General features: G+C 68.5%; 17 protein-coding genes. 10 read left to right on the top strand and 7 right to left on the bottom strand.

Features of this window, described 5'->3' with window-relative positions:
* The 3 genes from pstS to A5704_RS01620 all read right to left on the bottom strand — a co-directional run.
* Positions 1–847: phosphate ABC transporter substrate-binding protein PstS (gene pstS / locus A5704_RS01630; RefSeq protein ID WP_067887066.1), on the bottom strand; the 847-nt coding region annotated here is incomplete at its 3' end.
* Between the two features lie 162 nt (positions 848–1009).
* Complete coding sequence (mshD, locus tag A5704_RS01625) at positions 1010–1924, bottom strand: mycothiol synthase (RefSeq protein WP_067752180.1); 915 nt, start codon at positions 1922–1924, stop codon at positions 1010–1012.
* The gene (locus A5704_RS01620; protein ID WP_067752184.1) at positions 1921–2697 is read right to left on the bottom strand and encodes a response regulator transcription factor; all 777 of its coding nucleotides are present in this window, start codon (positions 2695–2697) and stop codon (positions 1921–1923) included. Before A5704_RS01620 ends, mshD begins: the two co-directional genes overlap by 4 nt.
* A gap of 176 nt (positions 2698–2873) precedes the next feature.
* Here A5704_RS01620 and lmeA point away from each other — a divergent pair, with 176 nt between their 5' ends.
* From lmeA to A5704_RS01585, 8 genes are all read left to right on the top strand, one after another.
* Positions 2874–3686: a mannan chain length control protein LmeA gene (lmeA, locus tag A5704_RS01615; RefSeq protein ID WP_067780725.1), complete on the top strand. Its 813-nt coding sequence runs from the start codon at positions 2874–2876 to the stop codon at positions 3684–3686.
* A 25-nt stretch (positions 3687–3711) separates the two neighbouring features.
* Complete coding sequence (locus tag A5704_RS29660; RefSeq protein WP_369827053.1) at positions 3712–3858, top strand: Ms5788A family Cys-rich leader peptide; 147 nt, start codon at positions 3712–3714, stop codon at positions 3856–3858.
* 108 nt (positions 3859–3966) lie between these two features.
* On the top strand, positions 3967–4437 hold the full coding sequence (locus A5704_RS01610; protein WP_067887060.1) for a DUF4395 domain-containing protein: 471 nt from the start codon (positions 3967–3969) through the stop codon (positions 4435–4437).
* A gap of 34 nt (positions 4438–4471) precedes the next feature.
* Entirely contained in the window at positions 4472–5305 is an 834-nt protein-coding gene (locus A5704_RS01605) for a sulfurtransferase (protein WP_067752190.1), read from the top strand.
* Between the two features lies 1 nt (position 5306).
* A complete protein-coding gene (locus A5704_RS01600) occupies positions 5307–5609 on the top strand; it encodes a DUF1416 domain-containing protein (protein ID WP_067269500.1) in 303 nt (100 codons plus the stop codon).
* 145 nt (positions 5610–5754) lie between these two features.
* Positions 5755–6474, top strand: a complete 720-nt coding sequence (locus A5704_RS01595; protein ID WP_231968695.1) for an FABP family protein — start codon at positions 5755–5757, stop codon at positions 6472–6474.
* Positions 6475–6603: 129 nt separating this feature from the next.
* The gene (locus A5704_RS01590) at positions 6604–8979 is read left to right on the top strand and encodes a hypothetical protein (protein WP_067887057.1); all 2376 of its coding nucleotides are present in this window, start codon (positions 6604–6606) and stop codon (positions 8977–8979) included.
* A gap of 141 nt (positions 8980–9120) precedes the next feature.
* Complete coding sequence (locus A5704_RS01585) at positions 9121–10662, top strand: sensor domain-containing protein (protein WP_067752195.1); 1542 nt, start codon at positions 9121–9123, stop codon at positions 10660–10662.
* A 242-nt stretch (positions 10663–10904) separates the two neighbouring features.
* On the opposite strand, the gene A5704_RS01580 is transcribed toward A5704_RS01585, so the two are convergent.
* A complete protein-coding gene (locus A5704_RS01580; protein ID WP_156670037.1) occupies positions 10905–11765 on the bottom strand; it encodes an aminodeoxychorismate lyase in 861 nt (286 codons plus the stop codon).
* Positions 11766–11861: 96 nt separating this feature from the next.
* On the opposite strand from A5704_RS01580, the gene A5704_RS01575 reads away from it, so the two are divergent.
* Positions 11862–12944, top strand: coding sequence for a folate-binding protein YgfZ (locus tag A5704_RS01575; protein WP_067887054.1), 1083 nt, complete (start codon positions 11862–11864; stop codon positions 12942–12944).
* Positions 12945–13088: 144 nt separating this feature from the next.
* Positions 13089–13274, top strand: coding sequence for a DUF3073 domain-containing protein (locus A5704_RS01570; protein ID WP_067752204.1), 186 nt, complete (start codon positions 13089–13091; stop codon positions 13272–13274).
* Positions 13275–13335: 61 nt separating this feature from the next.
* Here A5704_RS01570 and purM read toward each other — a convergent pair whose 3' ends face one another.
* The 3 genes from purM to A5704_RS28680 form a co-directional block, all read right to left on the bottom strand.
* Positions 13336–14430, bottom strand: a complete 1095-nt coding sequence (purM, locus tag A5704_RS01565) for a phosphoribosylformylglycinamidine cyclo-ligase (RefSeq protein ID WP_067752207.1) — start codon at positions 14428–14430, stop codon at positions 13336–13338.
* A gap of 71 nt (positions 14431–14501) precedes the next feature.
* A complete protein-coding gene (purF, locus tag A5704_RS01560) occupies positions 14502–16037 on the bottom strand; it encodes an amidophosphoribosyltransferase (RefSeq protein ID WP_067752210.1) in 1536 nt (511 codons plus the stop codon).
* A gap of 139 nt (positions 16038–16176) precedes the next feature.
* Positions 16177–16349: sterol carrier family protein (locus A5704_RS28680; protein WP_231968697.1), on the bottom strand; the 173-nt coding region annotated here is incomplete at its 5' end.

The following is a 16349-nucleotide window of genomic DNA, read 5'->3' as shown; positions in this document are numbered from 1 at the left end:
TCCCGGCGGTCTCGTTGGTGAGCGGGATGACGCCACCCTTGTTGGTGCCGATTTGGGCGTAGGGCAGGCCGGCCTGGTCGGCGAAGCCCTTCTCGACGTAACCGATCGCGCCCGGGGTGGCCCGCACCGCCTGCACGACACCGGCCGACTTGGTGGCCCCCTCGCCGACCCCGCCCTGGAACTCGGTGCCCACGCCCTTGGTCCAGCTCTGCGGTGCGGCGGCCGTCAGAAACTTCTGCACGTTGTCGGTGGTTCCCGACGAGTCCGTCCGGTAGATCGGCGTGATCTTGGTGTCGGGCAGTGCGACGCCGGGATTGAGGGCGGCCAGGATCGGGTCGTTCCACGCCATGATCCGCCCGCTGAAGATCTTGGCCAGCGCGTCGCTGCTGACCACCAACCCGGGCACCCCGGCGAGGTTGTAGACCAGGGCGATCGGCCCGAACACCAGCGGCAGGTCCCAGGCCGGGTTTCCATCGCAGCGCGCGGAGGCCGGACCGATCTGGTCCGCGGCGAGCGGGGAATCGGCGCCCGCGAAGTCGACATGGCCGGCGATGAACTGCTCGCGCCCGGCGCCGGAACCGGTCGGGTTGTACGACACGCTCTTGCCCGGGCAGTACTGCCCCCAGACCTGGTTGAACAGCGCCATCGCGTTCTGTTGTGCCGTCGAACCCTCCGCCGTCAGCTTGTTCTTACCGCTGCACCCCGCAGTGCCCGTGGGCCCGGACGCGGCCGCGGGCGACGCCCCGCGGCGGTTCTGATCGCTGCCACAGCCGGTCAGCGCGCCGCTGCCTACGGCCACCGCCACGACCAGCGCGGCCAGCGCCCTGCCTCCCCTGTCGAGCCTCACCGATCTCGCTTCCTGACGCGTTGTCGTGCCCGCGTGCCGCCGGCCGTCTCCCATGAGGTTGCCAGGTCGTCGCGAAATTATGCTCCGCCGCAGCCCACGGCTACTTGTCACTAGCAAGCGCAGGTGAACAACCGGGGGCAAGAGCCCGCCTCCCGCCCGTGGTCAGTCGGCCGAGGCGACCGCGTAGGCGGTGTCCACGCTGTAGGTGGTGAAACCCAGGCGCTGGTAGGTGCGCACCGCGGCGCGGTTGTCGGACTCCACGTAGAGCAGCACGGTCGGATCTGCCGCACCGGCCAGCCGGTGCGCCAACGACTCGATGCCGATGGCCGTCAGCATCTGACCCATGCCCCGGCCCTGCGCGGCCGGATCGACGCCTACCACGTAGACCTCGCCCAAGCCGGGCTGATCGGGGTGCACCTTGGTCCAGTGGAAGCCCAGCAGCTTGCCCGCCTGTTTGGTATCGGAGTCGTCGAACGCCAGGAACAGACCGGCCGGGTCGAACCACGGTTCGTCGCGCCGCTCGGCCAGCTGGGCTTCGGTCCAGCCGCCCTGTTCGGGGTGGTCGGCGAAGGCGGCGTTGTTGACGCGCAGCAGCTCGGCGTCGTCGGAGGTGCCCGCGTAGGTGCGGACCCGCACCCCGGCCACGGGGCGCACCAAGTCATGGATGTCGCGCAGCGTGCGTCGCATCTGCAGCAGCTCGCGGACCGCAACCAGACCGAGCGCGGCCGCGGTGGCGCGGGCGGGCTCGAGCGTGCCGTGCGCCCAGAACCGGTTGCTTGCGGCGGTCTCGGCCAACGCCGCCCGCGCCAGCGCGGTCCCGAAACCTTGTCTGCGGGCGCGGGGGTGGACCACCAGTTCCGCCATCGCCGCTTCTGGGTCGCGCGACAGATTGAGGTAGCCGACGACCCCGTCGGGCCCGGTGGTCAGCAGGTGCCCGGTGCGGTCGTGCGGCAATTCGCGCAGCACTTGTTCACCGACGGGCGCGACTCCGTCGAATTCGGTTGCGGCCGTGATGAGTTCGCGTATCTGCCGTTGTTCGTCAGCGGTCAGCGTCGGGCGCCAGGCGGGCGCGGTCACTGACTGCGCAACGGGTCGCCCAGCGGCTGTTGCAAATCCTCGGAGTCGGACTCGATGTCGTCGGCGGGTTCGTCCTCCGCCGAGTCCGCGATCGGCGCGCGTCCTCGTGCCGGCCGGACGGCCTTGTAGCCGACGTTGCGAACGGTCCCGATCAACGCCTCGTATTCGGGGCCGAGCTTGGCGCGCAGGCGACGCACGTGCACGTCGACGGTGCGGGTGCCGCCGAAGAAGTCGTATCCCCACACTTCGTGCAACAGCTGCGCGCGGGTGAAGACGCGTCCCGCGTGCTGCGCCAGGTATTTGAGCAGCTCGAACTCTTTGTAGGTCAGATCGAGTGGGCGGCCCCGCAACCTCGCGGTGTAGGTGCCCTCGTCGATCACCAGCTCGCCCAGGCTCACCTTGCCGGCACTTTCCTGATCGGCCAGCCCGCCACGGCGACCCACAACCAGCCGCAGCCGGGCATCGATCTCGGCGGGGCCGGTGCTCGGCAGCAGGATCTCGTCCAGCCCCCAGTCCGCGCTGACCGCCACCAGGCCGCCTTCGCTCACAATGGCCAGGACGGGGACCGAACGGCCGGCGGTGCTCAGCAGACGGCAGAGTCCGCGCGCCGACGACAGGTCGGTGCGCGCATCCACCAGTACGGCGTCCGCTGTCCCGGCCTCGAGCAACGAGGACGGTTCCGCCGGCGCCGTCCGGACGGCGTGGGGAAGCAACGACAACGACGGCAGGACCGGGTCGGGATGCAGCTCCGAGGTCAGCAGTAATAGCTCCAACTAGCCCCTCCAACTCGGGAGAACGGCATCTTCACAATTCGCAACGCAACGACGCGTTAGTTGCCAGGTCATCTAACGATAACTTGCCACCTGCCACTTTGGTGCGGCGACGACGCAGTGTGAGCGCCGCCACCCGGGTGGTCCGCGACAGCTCGGGCTCATGGTTACGCGACAATGTGCGGGTGCGCAAGGTGGCGGTGGCGGTGGCGGGCGTGGCGATCGCCGTGGCCGTGGTGGTGGCCGGGGCCGTCGCCGTGGACTACGGGAGCAGCATCTACGCCGAATACCGGCTGTCGTGCAGCGTGCGCAAAGCGGCCCATTTGCGGTCCGACCCGTTCGTCGCGATCGTGGCGTTTCCGTTCATCCCGCAGGCGATGCGCGACCACTACAACCAGCTGGAGATCAAGGCCAACGCCGTCGACCACGCGACGGTCGGCAAGGCCACCCTCGAAGCCACGATGTACTCGGTCGACCTGAGCCACGCGTCGTGGCTGATCGGGCCCGATGCCAAGCTGCCGGTGGGCAAACTGGAGAGCCGCGTCATCATCGACTCGACGCACCTGGGCCGGTACCTGGGCATCAGCGATCTGATGGTCGAGGCGCCCCCCAAGGAAACCAACACCGCCACCGGTGGCGTCACCGCGTCGGGCATCTCCGACAGCCACGGTGTGGTGTTCAGCGGCACCCCGCACTCGGCCGACTTCGAACACCGGGTCAGCGTCTCGGTGGACCTGTCCATCGCCCCGGACGACCAGGCGACGCTGGTGATCACCCCGACCGGCGTTCTGACCGGCGCGGACACCGCGGATCAACCGGTTCCGGATGACAAGCGGGATGCGGTGCTGCGGGCCTTCACGACCCGGGTGCCCAATCAGCGGCTTCCCTTCGGGGTGGCACCCAAGACCGAGGGGGCGCGCGGCTCCGACGTCATCATCGAGGGCATCAGCTACGGGGTCACCGTCAGCCTGGACGGCTTCAAGCAGTCGTGACCCGGTCATCGCCGGGGCGCGCGGGGTGCGCGGCACCCGCCGCAAATTTGATCGCCGTCGGTCATTCGGTAAGCTTGCCGACGTGCTAGCCCGCCTTGAGCCCCTGCTCACCCAACGCCGCGCAGTCGATCTGTGCCGCACCGCGGGCTGTTGCTGTCGCTGTAGCTGCTGAGTCGCCGCGCGCTTTCGCGTAAGCACTCGGAGCAACCCCGGAACGTTACCGAGGCCCGTCTCCCGTCGTTCGTTCCCATAAGCAACAGGCGTATCCAGGAGTAGTACCGTGCCGAGCAGCAACACCACCACCCAGCCAGACGTCGTCGACGTGCGGGGTCCCAGGTTCGCCGCCTGGGTCACGACCGCAGTCCTGGTGATCACCCTCGCCTTCTCCGCCGTCAGTCCGCTGGCGGCGGCGGCGATTCTCGGCGTCCAAGCGATCATCTTCGCCATCGGAGCCGTCGGCGGCCCGCGCAAGCACCCGTACGGGCGGATCTTCGCCCGCGTCGTGGCGCCCCGGCTCGGGCCCGTCGGGGAACGCGAACCGGTGGCACCGCTGAAGTTCGCCCAACTCGTCGGCCTGGTCTTCGCGGTCGTCGGCGTCGTCGCGTTCGCCGCGGGCGCCTTCGTGGTCGGCGTCATCGCCACCGCCGCGGCGCTGACCGCCGCCTTCCTGAATGCGGCCTTCGGCATCTGCCTGGGCTGCCAGCTCTACCCGCTGGTGGCGCGCTTCCGAGGCGCCGCGCGCACGGCATGACCCGTTCATAGAAAGCGATCGAAAGGATCACCGCATGGCACGCTCCGACGTCCTGGTCTCCGCGGACTGGGCCGAGAGCAATCTCGACGCCGCCGGCGTCGTCTTCATCGAAGTCGACGAGGACACCAGCGCATACGACACCGGCCACATCCCCGGTGCGATCAGGCTCGACTGGCGTTCCGACTTGCAGGACCCCGTCAAGCGCGACTTCGTCGACGCGCAGCAGTTTTCGAAGCTGCTCAGCGAACGTGGCGTCGCCAACGACGACACCGTGATCCTCTACGGCGGCAATAACAACTGGTTCGCCGCCTACGCCTACTGGTATTTCAAGCTGTACGGGCACGCCGACGTCAAGCTGCTCGACGGCGGCCGCAAGAAGTGGGAGCTCGACGGGCGCGCGCTGTCCAGCGACACCGTCAGCAGGCCGGCCACCTCGTACACCGCGGCCGCGCCGGACAACAGCATCCGCGCGTTCCGCGACGAGGTCATCGCGGCCATCAACACCAAGAACCTGGTCGACGTGCGTTCGCCCGACGAGTTCTCGGGCAAGATCCTGGCGCCGGCGCATCTGCCGCAGGAGCAGAGCCAGCGGCCCGGCCACATCCCCGGGGCGATCAACGTACCGTGGAGCAAGGCGGCCAACGAGGACGGCACGTTCAGGTCCGACGACGAATTGGCCAAGCTCTACGCCGACGCCGGCCTGGACGGCTCCAAGGAAACGATCGCGTATTGCCGGATCGGCGAGCGGTCTTCGCATACCTGGTTCGTGCTCCGGGAATTACTCGGCCACAAAAACGTCAAGAACTACGACGGAAGTTGGACGGAATACGGCTCCCTGGTGGGTGCCCCGATCGAGTTGGGAAGCTGATATGTGCTCTGCCCCGAAACAAGGAGTGACGTTGCCCGCCAGCGTCGACTTGGAGAAGGAAACGGTGATCACCGGCCGCGTCGTGGACAGCGATGGCCAGGCGGTGGGCGGCGCCTTCGTCCGCCTGCTCGACTCGTCTGACGAGTTCACCGCCGAGGTCGTCGCGTCGGCAACGGGTGACTTCCGGTTCTTCGCGGCGCCGGGGTCCTGGACGCTGCGCGCGCTGTCGGCCTCCGGCAACGGGAACGCCGTGGTGAGTCCGTCGGGCGCCGGCATCCACGAGGTGGACGTCAAGATCGCCTGAGACCCCGGCTGCCCTGACCGGGATCGCGCGGGGCGAATAGACTTGTCCCCGTGGTGCTCTTCTTCGAGATCATGCTGGTCGTGGCCGTCGTGGTGATCTCATGGTTCGCGCTGTACACGCTGTACCGGCTCATCACCGACGAATCGTGACTCGCGCGGACGACGATCCGGTGGGGGTACCTTCCGCTAGCGACGGTGAGGAGTGGCGGACGACTTCTGACGAACCACTGGGTTCTGCGAGCTCCGGCGATCGCGCGGTGGCTGCCGCCGCTGAGCGCGCCAAGCTGACCGCCGGCCGCAACATTCCCGCCTTCGACGATCTGCCGCTTCCCGCCGACACCGCCAACCTGCGTGAAGGCGCCAACCTGAACGACGCCCTGCTGGCGCTGTTGCCGCTGGTGGGTGTGTGGCGCGGGCACGGCGAGGGCCGCGCACACGACGGGGATTACCGGTTCGGCCAGCAGATCGTGGTTTCGCACGACGGCGGTGACTACCTGAATTGGGAATCCCGCTCGTGGCGGCTCAGCGAGGTGGGCGACTACCAGGAGCGCGGCCTGCGGGAGACCGGGTTCTGGCGTTTCGTCAGCGATCCCGACGATCCCAGCGAATCCCAGGCGATCGAGTTACTGCTGGCCCATTCGGCCGGCTATGTGGAGCTGTTCTACGGCCGACCGCGCAATCAGTCGTCGTGGGAGCTGGTGACCGACGCACTTGCCCGCAGCCGGTCGGGCGTCCTGGTCGGTGGCGCCAAACGGCTCTACGGCATCGTCGAGGGCGGCGACCTGGCCTACGTCGAGGAGCGGGTGGACGCAGACGGCGGCCTGGTGCCGCACCTTTCCGCCCGGCTCTCCCGCTACGCGGGATAACCGCCGACCCGTTGCCCGCGTGGGCAACTCGGCGATGTGCGCGGGCCCGGAATCATTGCCTTCGGCCGATCTTTTGCGTGTACTGTTCGACGTCCGAACAGCCGATACCGCGCGAAGGGAGATCGGCGGATGCCCCCCACCAGGACACCCTCGCCCATCTTGCGCTGGGGCGTAACCGCGGTCGGGCTGCTCCTCATCGTCTATTTGGCCGTATTGGACCTGCAGCCCGGGATCATCGACGCGCTGCCCCCGGCCCTGGCGTGGTTCGGCAGGCCCGGATCGATGCCGACGCTGGCGATCGTGGTGACCGTGCTGATCGCCGCGTCGGTGCTGACCTTCCGGTCCGGCGGAAGCCATCGGATGGTGGGGGTTTCGTTCACCCTGATCGCAGGCCTGGTCCCGATGACGGCGGTCCTGGGCCTCACGTCCTACTGGGGTTGTCACGACGCCAACCATCCGGCCTTGTTCACCCCGCTGATGGCGACGGCCAGCCTGGTCAAGGGCGGCACCGGTGACTTCTCGGTGGGCGGGCGAACCTGTCCGAACCCGACACCGGTCGGCCTGGAGCTGGCCCGAATCGCGGCGCTGTCGGCGATCTTCACCGGGTTGGGCGGCGTCGTCGTCGGGGTCTTCCGGTCCCAGGTGGACCGGCTGCGGGCGAACCTGGCCGATTCCGTCACGGCCGTCGTCGGGGTCGACGCGGACACGCAGTCGATGATCAGCGCGGTCGCCCGGACGCTGGACCGGCGCGGCACGCTGGTCGTCCTCACCGGCGCCAGCGACGACCGGGTGCAGCGGGCCCGCAGGCAGGGCGCGCGGGTGGTCCTGGTGGACTTCAACAACCCCGCCACGCTGGTGTCGTTGCGGCTGTGGCGCAACCTATCCCGGCTGTATCTGATGGCGCCCGACCCGGCGATCAACCTGCAGTGGCTGGACCTGATCAGCCGCCGGCTCGACGAGGTCGCCCGCAAACGGCGGTTGCCGCTGATCGTGCGGATGGACGATCCCTGGCTGGCCCAGGCCTGGCGGGCCCAGCAGTTCGGCGGGTCGGACACCCGATGGGCCGCCGACGTGGTCGGGAAGTACGAGGTGACCGCGGGCAGGCTGCTCGACGGCATTATCGCGAGCGGGCGAACGAAACGCGTATTCATTTGCGGTACTTCGCAATTGACGCTGGCTCTGTGCGCGGACCTGACACAGCGCGCCCTGGAACGCGACTTCTACACCCCGCCCGGCGCGGTCCCGTTGCCCGCGCTCACGCTGGTCGAAAAAGACGCCGGCGAGTATTTGGCGGATCACGAGTTCCACCGGCGGCAGGCCGGATTCGCCTCGGAGGGACCGGCGATCGACGCAACCGCGGAGACACCGACCGTTCCCACCATGCTGAAGCTGATCGGCGACGCCGACCCCGCGACCAGTGCCGTGATCTTCGTCGACTCCCACGCCGCGACGACCGCCGCGAGGCTGGCGGCCCGCTTCCCCGACATGCCCATCTACGCCTCGGACCTGAACACCAGCATCAGCGACGACTCGATCCAGGTGGTGGGGCGGCTGCAGTCCTACTCGCTGGTCCTGGACACCCAGGAGGGCCAGGTACAGGACGCCTGGGAGCGCGCGGCGAGGTTGATCCACGAGCGCTACGTCTCGACGATCGACCCGGACGCGCCGCGATCCCCGGCCGCGATGCCGTGGGCCGAGCTCAACGAGTTCTACCGCGGGTCCAACCGGCGTCAGGTGCGCAACGCGCTGTGGATGGTGGAGCAGATCGCGGGGCACACCTGGAACACCTGGGGCAGCCCGCCCGCGCAGCTGTCCGGCCACGAGATGGCGGACCTGCCGCCCTTGGAACAACTCGCGCTCATGGGCTTCGACCACGATTCGGCAATGAGCATGGCCCGCGCCGAGCATGAGGATTGGTGCCGCTACTACCGCCGCAACGGCTGGAAATACGGTTCGCCGCGCGACGATTCGCGCAAGATCCACGACAAGCTGGTCGACTGGTCGGCGGTCGAAAGCAACCCGGCCCTACTCAACGCCGCCGTCCGCAGCCTGGCGGGCACGTTATGGAGCCTGCGGCAGTTGGGCTTCCGGTCGCGGCCGCTCTGGCAATCGTTCACAAGGGTCGGAACGGTGGCCGCCGAACAACGAAGCGCCCCATGGACATGGACGTCGGATTCGGGACACATCATGCGCGCCGACGCCGGCGACTGGGCCGTCCAGGAGGACGGCAAGGTGTGGTCGGTGCGCGACGACATCTTCAAGGACACCTACGAGCCCGCCGGCGACGGGCGCTGGCGGCGAAAAGGTCGCGTCCAAGCGCGCCCCGCCTACCCGGGCGAGACCATAAACACCTTGGAGGGTCCCACAACCGCGGCGGAGGGCGACTGGGTGGTCCGCGGATCCACCGGTGAACAGTGGCCGGTTCCCGGAGACGAATTCGCCCGCCGCTATGCCGAATTCCACCCGCCGGAGGAGGCTTCCGCGGTGGACGGCGGGCACGGCTGAGTTTTGGGCTGTGCGCGCAAATGGCCACGAATTTGCGCCGTCCGATACGCCCGGACACTGATACGGTATCGGCGCATGCGTAATAGCCGCACGCGCCGATACCGCCCCTTCGTTTGCTACGCCCCTACGTAGGAGACCGCGATGCCGCTGTTCATCAGCTACTCGAGCCAGGACAGGGCGACGGTCGACGCCCTGACGACCGCGCTTCGGCGCGGCCAACAACAGGTTTGGTTCGACCAAGAACTCGGCGGCGGTGATTCCTGGTGGAACAAGATCCTCGAGCAGATCCGCTCGTGTGACGTGTTCATCGTGGCCCTGTCCAACAACTGGCTGCAGTCCAAGCCAAGTCAGGCCGAGTTGCGGTACGCGAGGGCGCTCAACCGGCCGATCCTTCCGGTTCGGATCGGCGACATCGACAGCATGCGGGTGAATCCCCTTGCGGCCTTGCAGATCATCGACTACCGCGAACCGACCGTCGACGCCGGGATTCAACTCGTGACTGCGGTACACGCGCTGCAAGGCAAGCCGGTGCCGCTGCCCGATCCGCTGCCCGAAGAGCCGCCGGTGCCGTTCGGGTACATCACCCGGTTGGGTAACACCCTCGCTGAAAAGGAGCTCAGCCCGCAGCAGCAGACCCAACTTCTGATCGAGCTGAGGCAGGGACTCGACGAGGACGGGGATGACCCCAGCGCGCGCGGCGACATCGCCCAGCTGTTGCGCATGCTGCGCCTGCGCCACGACGTCACCTACCGGACCCGCACCGAAATCGACAACGTGCTGGCCGAGATCGAGGCCAAGGGCGGTTCGCCGACGACCGCGGCCGCGGGCAAGTCGCAGGCACCGGCGGCGGCCGCAGCGCCGGCCGCCGCGACGCCGGCCGCCGGCCCGTCCGCCGGCCCGTCCGCCGGAACCGCGGCGCCGCAGCCGGCGGCCGGATCCAATAAGCGGCTGCTCATCATCGGCGGCGCCGCCGCCGCGGTGATCGCGGTGATCGCGATCGTCGTCGTGTTCGCCACGCAGGGCGGCAAGACCAAGCCCGCCCCGAAGGCCGGCACCGGTGGGACGTCGGCTCAGACCGCCGCCAACCCCGCGCCGAATGACCCCAATTCCGGGAACGCCTCGAAGCTGGACGCCTACCTCCTCGGCGCCGCCGATGTCGGCGCCGTCATCGGCGACCCGAATTTGGTGGTCTCGGAGAAGGCCGCGCAACTGCGTAACTTCAGGCCGACGCTGTCCAACCCGGATTGCAAGGGCGAATTCGAACCCATCGAAGAATCGTCCTACAAGGACGCGGACGGCTACACCGGGGTAAGCGCTCAAGCCGTACACAGCCCCGGCGAGACCCAGGCTCACCGCGTCTACGAAGCTGTCGTCCAGTTCTCCTCGCCGGACAAGGCGACCGCGTTCGTGCAGGCTTCGGCGGACAGGTGGAAGGCGTGCTCCGGGCAATCGATCACGTTGACTTACAACGGCAAGACCAGCGAATGGAAGTTCGGTGAGGTCACCGGGGCCGTGCCGAAGATCTTCCAGGAGCGGACGCAGGCGGACGGAACCCGCATCTGCCATCACGCGCTGCACGCGGCGTCCAGTGTGGTCGTGGACCTCTTGCTGTGCGGCCCCGACGCCGAGACGGGTCAGGCGGGCAAGCTCGCCGGGCAGATTGCCGCGAAGGTGAGCCAGTAACGGCTCCAGACATGGAGCGGCCCCCGAGCAAGGCTCCTGGTTGGACAGACCGGAAGCTCGGGGGCCGGGTGGCTGCGGGGAATTCGCTAGCGCGCGTATGCCGCCAGCTCTTCGCAAGCCACTGCTGCTAGCGCGCAGCCACCTCACATGTCCATGAAGCTATCAATTTCGCGGACCACCTCCCTTCTTGTGTACGGCCGACCGTACCCGCGATTCCGCAAGCCGACAACACAATTCAGCGCTTAGCGATCGCTGACGATCGCCGAGTCGACCAATGCGGCGAACTCGGCGGCCAACGGCGACCGAAGCAACGGGCGGCCGTCGAGCGTATGCACGCGGGCGGCCAAGGTCATGCTCGACACCAACCAGATCCCTTGCGCGGCATGGAGATCAGCGGGACGCAGGGACCGATAGTCGCAGTCGTACCCTTTGGCCCTGGCCACCTCGAAAAGGGCCTGCTGCGTGGTGCCGCGCAGAATCGGATACCACGGCGGCGGCGTCAGCAGGCACAGGTCCCCACCGGATCCGGTCGCGATCACCACCGTCGAGCGCGGGCCTTCCAGGATGTAGCCGTCCGAGCTGACGAAGATCACGTCGCCGGCGCCTTGCCGGGCGGCATGACGCAGGGCGGCCATGTTGACCGCGTAGGACAGGGTCTTGGCGCCGGCGAGCAGCCATGGCATCGCGTCGGCACCGGCCGCGGGCAGTCCGCGGTCCAGCATCACCGCGGCCAAGCCCTCGCGCCGCACCGCGGTGACTCGTTCGGGAACCGCGTTGACCATCACGTAGGTGGTCGGGGCGGTTCCACTCTCCCGGCCTCGGGTGTAGATCAGGCGCATCGCCCCTTCGTCGGCGGTGGCGGCCACCCACTCACTGCTGGCCGCATCGATCGCAGCGCGCCAGCTGGGCAGGTCGGGTTCGGGCAGGTCCATCAGCCTCGCCGATTGGGTCAGCCGCTGCAGATGCGACTCGACCAGACAGGGCCTGCCGTCGCGGACCAACAGCGTCTCGAAGACGCCGTCGCCGCGAACCGCCGCCAGGTCGTCGGCGTGCAGCAGCGGGGCATCCGGCGGATGTATCGCGCCGTCCAGCGTGACGATCACACCCGTCTGGCCTGCCATGGAGGTAAAGCCTAGCCGTGAACGTGAGGCTGCCCGCACGCTCGGCGCACCGGGCATCAAGGTCCGTAGAGTTGACGTGTGTCCGCAGTACCCGCACCAGATGCCGGCCCCGACGCGGGCGCCGTCTGGCATTACGGCGATCCCCTCGGCGAGCAGCGCGCGGCCGAGACCGGCGCGGTCGTCGTGGACCGCTCGCACCGCGCGGTGCTCACGCTGACCGGCGGCGATCGCCAGAAGTGGCTCCACAGCATCTCCACCCAGCACGTCAGCGAGCTGCCCGAGGGCGCCAGCACGCAAAACCTCAGCCTGGACGGGCAGGGCCGCGTCGAGGACCACTGGATCCAGACCGAACTCGGGGGCACCACCTACCTGGACACCGAGCCGTGGCGGGGTGAGCCGCTGCTGAATTACCTGCGCAAGATGGTCTTCTGGTCCGATGTGAGCCCGGCCGCCGCCGACATGGCGGTGCTCTCACTGCTCGGGCCGCGGCTGGCCGACCGGGCGGTGCTAGACGTGCTGGGGCTGGACGCCCTGCCCGCCGAGCTGACGGCGGTCCCGGTCTCCGGAGGTGGGTTCGTGCGCAGGATGGCGGGCGCCCCGGCCGGCCAGATCGAACTGGATTTGGTGGTCCCGCGCGGCGAATCGGCTGGCTGGCAGCAACGCCTGGTGCAGGCGGGGCTGCGGCCGGCGGGGGTTTGGGCCTACGAGGCGCACCGCGTGGCGGCGCTGCGCCCGCGACTGGGCGTCGACACCGATGAGCGCACGATTCCGCACGAGGTGGAGTGGGTCGGTGCTGCGGTCCACCTCGACAAGGGCTGCTACCGGGGGCAGGAGACCGTCGCGCGGGTGCACAACCTCGGGAAACCGCCCCGGATGCTGGTGTTGTTGCACCTCGACGGTTCGGTGGAGCGGCCGGCCACGGGAGATCCGGTGCTCGCCGGCGGGCGCACCGTCGGCCGCCTGGGGACCGTGGTGGATCACGTGGACCTCGGGCCCGTAGCCCTCGCGCTGCTCAAGCGCGGGGTGCCGGCCGATACCGAACTTGCGACCGGCGCCCAGTCCTCGGTGGCGGCGGTCATCGACGCCGATTCGCTGCCGTCAACGGAACACATCGGCGCGGGACGGCTCGCCGTTGAACGGTTGCGGGGCGGTGCGAGATAATCCTCGATGAAGTGCGCCACAGCGGCAGGGGGCACCGACGCCCGACCGTAAGGCACGGTAAACTGTCGGCAGGACAATAACGACACCAGGAGATCGGAGCCGCCTGATTCGGGCCGCTCCGTTATTGCGCGAGGGGGTTCCCCCATGGGCCGCGGCCGGGCTAAGGCAAAGCAGACCAAGGTTGCTCGAGAACTCAAATACAGTTCCCCGCAAACCGACTTCACGCGGCTTCAGCGCGAGTTGTCAGGAACGGGTGCCGACGATTCCACAGAGCTGGAGGACGACGGCGTCGGCGACTCCTGGGAAGACAGCGACGACTGGCGCCGCTAGAACTGACGTCGCTGCGCCGGTCTAATCGGCTTCGGCACGGCGCCGGCTCGACTCCCGCCCTCTAAAATCGCGGATGCTGTCCGACGAGCTTTGCCCGCGGGCCCTCTTTGCCGCCTTTGCAGACGGTTCCCAGCACCCAGCAGTCCAAGTGGCGGGCCGTCAAAATGGCCAGGGCCCGGTCGGTGTCCTCGGGCGCGACGACGGCGACCATGCCCACGCCCATGTTGAACGTCTTGTCCATCTCTTCCCGCGTGACCCGACCGCGCTGGGCGATCATGGCGAATACCGGTGCGGGCGTCCAGGTTCCGCGGTCGATCTCGGCGACCAGGCCATGCGGGATGACGCGTTGCAGGTTGCCGGCCAGCCCGCCGCCGGTGACGTGGCAGAACGTGCGGACGTGGGTTTCGGCTGTCAGCGCCAGGCAGTCCTTGGCGTAGATCCGGGTGGGTTCCAACAGTTCCTCACCCAGGGTGCGGCCGAACTCCTCGACATACCCGGCCAAGTTCATCCGGTCGATCTCGAGTAGCACCGTGCGGGCCAACGAGTACCCGTTGGAGTGCAGGCCCGAGGAGCCCATCGCGATGATGGTGTCGCCGGGTTTGACGCGGTCGGGGCCCAACACGTCGTCGGCCTCCACGACGCCGACACCGGTCGCCGAAATGTCGTAGTGGTCGGGTTCCATCAGGCCGGGGTGTTCGGCGGTTTCGCCGCCGAGCAAAGCGCAGCCGGCGCGCACGCAGCCCTCGGCGATGCCCGCGACGATCGCGCTGAGGCGTTCGGGCACGGTCCGGCCCACCGCGATGTAGTCCTGCAGGAACAGCGGTTCGGCGCCGCACACCACGAGGTCGTCGACGACCATCGCGACCAGGTCTAGGCCGACGGTGTCGTGCTTGTCCATCGCCTGAGCCACCGCAAGCTTGGTACCCACGCCGTCGGTCGACGCCGCGAGCAGCGGTTCGCGGTAGTCGTTGCGCAAAGCGAACAGCCCTGCGAACCCGCCGAGTCCGCCCCGCACCTCGGGTCTGGTGGCCCGTGTCGCCAGCGGCTTGAACATTTCAACGGCGCGGTCACCGGCTTCAATGTCCACCCCGGCCGACGCGTAGGTAATGCCGTGGCTGCCCGGGTTACGTCCGGGGCTTTTTCCGGGATCCGTCATCGCGATAAAGGCTACCGGGCGCCGCCGACCGCCGTTATCAAACGTCTTGGAAGGGCCGGATCGGAAGGCCGTCAGTGGACGATCGGCACTTCGTCGGGCGCCAGCTCGTCGAGCCCGGCCCCGCGCGCTGCGTTGGCGAGCATGTGCTCGATGACGTTCTTCCCCAACGCCGTCTCCTCGGGCAATTCGATCGGGTACTTGCCGTCGAAGCAGGCGGTGCAGAGCCGCGACGCGGGTTGTTCGGACGCCGCGACCAGGCCGCGCAGCGAGATGTAACCGAGGCTGTCGGCGCCGATGGCGTGCCGCACCGCTTCGAGCATTTCCTCTTTGTCTTGCACGGCGTTGGCGATCAACTCCGCCGGGGACGGGAAGTCGATGCCATAGAAGCAGGGCCATTTGACCGGCGGCGAAGCGATCCGCACGTGAACTTCCACTGCGCCGGCCTCGCGCAGCATCCGCAACAGCGCGCGCTGGGTGTTGCCGCGCACGATCGAGTCGTCGACGACGATGAGCCGCTTGCCGCGGATCACCTCGCGAAGTGGGTTGAGCTTCAGCCGGATACCGAGCTGGCGGATGGTTTGGGACGGCTGGATGAACGTCCGCCCGACGTAGGCGTTCTTCATCAGGCCCTGCCCGTACGGAATGCCGGACTCCTGCGCGTATCCGACCGCGGCCGGGGTGCCCGACTCCGGAACGCCGATCACCAGGTCCGCCTCGACCGGGCATTCACGGGCCAGCCGGCGACCGATCTCCACCCGGGTGGCGTGCACGGACCGGCCGGCGATCGTGCTGTCCGGGCGCGCGAGGTACACGTACTCGAAGACGCAGCCCTTCGGGGTGGGGTTGGCGAACCGGGTGGAACGCACCCCGTCGGCGTCGATCGCCAGCAACTCGCCCGGCTCGATGTCGCGCACGAACGAGGCGCCGACGATGTCGAGCGCGGCCGTTTCGGAGGCCACCACCCAGCCGCGGTCGAGGCGTCCGAGCGAAAGTGGCCGCACCCCATGGGGATCGCGCGCCGCATACAGCGTGTTCTCGTCCATGAACGTCAGGCAGAACGCGCCGCGCACGGTCGGCAGCAGCTCCAGCGCGGACTGTTCCAGCGTGGAATCCGCGGCACCGTGGGCGAGCAGTGCGCCCAGGATGTCGGAGTCGGTCGTCGCCGGTGCGGGGCAACGCCGCGCGATCAGCCCGGCGTCGCGGGCGCGGGCGGCAAGCTCGGCGGTGTTGACCAGATTGCCGTTGTGGCCCAGCGCAACGCCCGTGCCGGCGGCGGTGTTGCGGAACACCGGCTGCGCGTTCTCCCACGTGGTGTCGCCGGTGGTGGAGTAGCGGCAATGACCGATGGCGACGTGGCCCGGCATCGCCGCGAGGGTCTGCTCGTCGAACACCTGGCTGACCAGACCCAGGTCCTTGAAGACGAGGACCTGCGACCCGTCGGCGACGGCGATCCCGGCGGCCTCCTGCCCGCGATGCTGCAGGGCGTACAAGCCGTAATAGCTGAGTTTTGCGACATCCTCGCCGGGGGCCCAGACCCCGAAGACACCACACTCTTCACGAGGCGAGTTCAGGTCCTGCTCGGGTGCTTCGGCTCCTGCGACGGTCACGATTCGGCGGCTCCCCGGGGAACGGTTGGTGACGTATCGGAGTCTACGGGTCCAACGCCGTCGACTGCGAATTCACAGCGCGTGTTGCGCGTCGAAAATTCCCTCGCACCACCCTAAACCTGCAGTTCAGGGTTACTATTCAGCTGACATCGAACAGGGGCAGACAGTGTTCGATCTCACCTGCGCGGGAGCCGGAAAGGCTCAGCGCACCGGCGTCCGTCGCCTCGTGGAACGACAGCATCCCGGTCACCAGCAGCAACCACGTTCGCGGATCGGTCTCCACCACGTTGGGGGGCGTGCCGCGGGTGTGCC

This window comes from Mycobacterium sp. E735, from assembly GCF_001666955.1.
In the GTDB taxonomy this organism is placed as follows: domain Bacteria; phylum Actinomycetota; class Actinomycetes; order Mycobacteriales; family Mycobacteriaceae; genus Mycobacterium.
Note: the sequence above shows the minus strand (reverse complement) of the source record. Positions and strands in the feature narration are given on the sequence as shown.